Below are 3,605 nucleotides of genomic sequence, written 5' to 3' on the forward strand. Positions count from 1 at the left end.
GCCGGCCGCTGGCCGGCAACCTCATGAACCTTCCGAAGGGATGTGCAGCTGCCGGCCAGCGGCCGGCACTACCACGTCTTCAGCCGCGCTGCCGCAGCAGCGTCCACGCAGAAAACAAAACGGCCACCGGCATTGCACCGGTGGCCGCGATCACTACGGCGCGCTTACTTGCGGGTGCCGTCGAGCCAGTTGGGGCCCTTGTTGGTGAGGAAGAACACATAGACCACCAACGATACCGCGATCGTCGCGGTGACGTAGATGGCGAACCAGTCCACGTGGCCGGTCTTCAATGCGCCCTGGTACAACAGCGGCGCGGTGCCGCCGAACAGCGAGTTGGCCAACGCATAGCCGAAGCCCACGCCCAGCGCACGGATGTGGGTGGGGAACAGCTCTGCCTTCACCACGGCATTGATGGAGGTGTAGCCGGTGAGGATGACAAAGCCCAGTGCCAGGGTGAGGAAGGCGAGGGTGGCATCGTGCTGGTGCGGCAGCTGGGTGATCAGGTACCAGCTGTACAGCACACCGCCCACGCCGAAGAACACCAGCAGGCTCTTGCGGCCGATGATGTCAGACAGCCAACCGCCTACCGGCTGCAACACCATCAGGAAGGCCAGCACACCCAGGTTGATCAGCGTGCCGGTCATCGGATCGTTGCCGGCGAACGCGCTCTGGATCATCTTCGGGCCGTTCACCGAGTAGGTGTAGAAGGCGATGGTGCCACCGGCGGTGATCAGGAAGCACAGCAGCAGCGGACGCCACTGGTGCACGAACAGTTCGTACATCGAGCCGGACTTCTTGTCCTTGCCCTCGCGTGCGGCTTCGATGGAGGATTCCGACAGCGACTCGTCCATGCCGCGGCGCAGCCAGAACACCACTACCGCGGCGATGCCACCGATGCCGAAGGCGATGCGCCAGCCCCACTCGGAGATTTCCGGCTTGGCCCAGAACGTCAGCATCACGAACAGGGTCAGCTGGGCCAGCACGTGGCCGCCCACCAGGGTGACGTAGTGGAACGAGGACAGGAAGCCGCGGCGGCCGGGAATGGCGGCCTCGGACATGTACGTGGCGCTGGCACCGTACTCGCCACCGGTGGCGAAGCCCTGCAGCAGGCGCGCGAACAGCAGGATGATCGCCGCCCAGATGCCGATACTGGCAGCGGTGGGGGTGATGGCGATGATGAACGAGCAGAAGGCCATCAGCGTGACCGACACCGTCAACGCCAGGCGACGGCCATGACGGTCGGCGAAGCGGCCGAAGAACCATGCACCGATCGGGCGCATCAGGAAGGTCGCGGCGAAGATCGCCCACACGTACATGGTGGAGTTCTTGTCTTCAGGCGAGAAGAACTGCGATTCGAAGTACACGGCGAACACCGAGTACACGTAGACGTCGTACCACTCCACCAGGTTGCCGGCGGAGCCTTTGAGGGTGTTGGAGATGGAACGCCGCAGGGCGGCGCCATCGCTGGCGGGTACGGCGGGTTGGGACGTGGTGCTCATCTGGGTGGAAATCCTCGATGCGGTGCGTCCATGCGGGAAAGATCGGTGCCAGGGGCGCGCAGTGCGCTGCCGGCCAGCCTCCTGAGTACTGCATCCCACGTCAACGCCGGGTGCCGGAAGGGCGGGCGGGACATGGATGGATGACAGCGTGCCACCACATGGGCTGCCGGACCATAACCAAAACGTCCTAAAATCCGTCTTCCCCCGGCTCCCTGGTGTGTCATGTCGGCTCCCCCCGTTCCGTCCGCGGCTGCCCCACGGGGCGGCCTTGTCGTGCTGGCATTGCTGCTGGTCTACGTGGTCTGGGGCTCGACCTACCTGGGTATCGCCAAGGCCCTGCATGGCGGCGCGCTGCCGCTGACGATGGTCTCCGGCAGCCGGTTCATCATTGCCGGCGGCGTGATGTACCTGGCGCTGCGCTTGTTCTGGAAGATGCCGCGGCCGAGCCTGCGGCAGTGGCGCAACCTGGCCATCATGGGCGTGACCATGCTGGTACTGGGCAACGGCATGGTGGTGCTGGCCGAGCGCGAGGTGTCATCCGGCCTGGCCGCCACGGCGGTGGCCTCGGTGCCGCTGTGGATGGCGTTGTTCTCGGCCCTGCGTGGCCAGCACGCCAGCAGGGGCGAATGGCTGGGCATCGCCGTTGGCTTCGTCGGCGTGGTCTGGCTCAACGCCGGCAGCAGCCTGACCGCATCGCCCACCGGGCTGGTGCTGCTGCTGATCGCGCCGGTCGGCTGGGCGTTCGGCTCGGTGTGGGCACGCGGGCAGGACCTGCCGGGTCCGTTCATGACGGCCGCCGGGCAGATGATCTGCGGTGGCGTGCTGCTGGTGCTGATCGGCCTGGTTGTCGGTGAGCGCCCCACCACGCTGCCCGATACCGGTGGCCTGCTGGCGATGGCCTACCTGTGCGTGTTCGGTTCGATCGTGGCGTTCACCGCCTACGTCTGGCTGCTGCAGAACGTACGGCCGGCACTGGCCGGCAGCTATGCCTACGTCAATCCGGTAATTGCGGTGCTGCTGGGCGCGGCGTTGAACGGCGAACGTTTCGGCTGGCGCGACTTCCTGGCCATGGCAGTGATACTTCTGGGTGTGGTGGTACTGACGATGGCAAGGACACGCAAGCGATGAGCATGGACGAGAAAGAACAACGCCGGGGCTTGCTGGTCACCGCATCCACCTTCGTGCTGTGGGGGCTGGTACCGGTCTACTGGCACCTGCTGAATGAGGTGCCGTCGTTCCAGATCATCGCCCACCGCATCATCTGGAGCACCGTGCTGGTGGTGGCCTGGCTGCTGATCGCTTCGCGCTTCGGCTGGTGGAAGAAGATCGCCGCACAACCGCGCGCGCTGCCGATCCTGGCGGTATCGAGCCTGACCATCGCCTTCAACTGGGGCCTGTACATCTGGGCGGTCAACGCCGGTCACGTGATCGAGACCAGCCTGGGCTACTTCATCAATCCGCTGGTGAACGTGCTGCTGGGCGTGCTGGTGCTGAAAGAGCGCCTGCGCCGCGTGCAATGGGTGGCCGTGGCCATCGCTGCGGTGGGCGTGGCCTGGTTGACCATCGATGCGGGAACGCCGCCGTGGATCGCCCTGGGCCTGGCCTGCTCGTTCGGCCTGTACGGCCTGCTGCGCAAACTGGTGTCGGTCGACCCGGTGGCGGGGCTGGGGGTGGAAAGCCTGTATCTGTTCCTGCCGGCGCTGGGCTTTGCGTTGTGGGCCGAGAACGGCCATGGCGGCGCCTTCTTCGGCGGCTGGGGCTGGGGCAACGATCTGCTGTTGATCTTCGGTGGCGTGGTCACGGCGGTGCCGCTGATCGGTTTCGCCTACGGGGTGAAGCGCATTCCGCTGTCGCTGGTTGGCATCCTGCAGTACATCGCACCAAGCCTGCAGCTGCTGCTGGGCGTGTTCTTCTTCCACGAGGCCTTCGACACCGGCAAGGCGATTGGTTTTGCGGCGATCTGGGCCGGGTTGATCCTGTTCGTCGCCGACAACATCCGCACGATGCGCGCGGCGCGGGGTCGGATCCCTGCGCAACGCGGAGGGCTCTGACCCCGGAACCCTGGAAAAGCGATGGGGTCAGAGCCCTTCGCGGAGCGCAGGGATC

At 65.8% G+C, this 3,605-nt stretch carries 3 protein-coding genes; 2 read left to right on the forward strand and 1 reads right to left on the reverse strand.

Going from position 1 to position 3,605, the window contains the following annotated elements:
• Positions 1-164: 164 nt before the first annotated feature.
• Positions 165-1,499: an MFS transporter gene (locus tag ACFX4F_RS20810; RefSeq protein ID WP_099819627.1), complete on the reverse strand. Its 1,335-nt coding sequence runs from the start codon at positions 1,497-1,499 to the stop codon at positions 165-167.
• Between the two features lie 222 nt (positions 1,500-1,721).
• On the opposite strand from ACFX4F_RS20810, the gene yedA reads away from it, so the two are divergent.
• Complete coding sequence (yedA, locus tag ACFX4F_RS20815; RefSeq protein WP_380658249.1) at positions 1,722-2,627, forward strand: drug/metabolite exporter YedA; 906 nt, start codon at positions 1,722-1,724, stop codon at positions 2,625-2,627.
• Entirely contained in the window at positions 2,624-3,550 is a 927-nt protein-coding gene (rarD, locus tag ACFX4F_RS20820) for an EamA family transporter RarD (RefSeq protein WP_380658251.1), read from the forward strand. The genes yedA and rarD overlap by 4 nt, the downstream gene beginning before the upstream one ends.
• Positions 3,551-3,605: the final 55 nt, after the last annotated feature.

The sequence above is a fragment of the Stenotrophomonas sp. YIM B13575 genome (assembly GCF_042787595.1).
GTDB classification, from domain to species: domain Bacteria; phylum Pseudomonadota; class Gammaproteobacteria; order Xanthomonadales; family Xanthomonadaceae; genus Stenotrophomonas; species Stenotrophomonas lactitubi_B.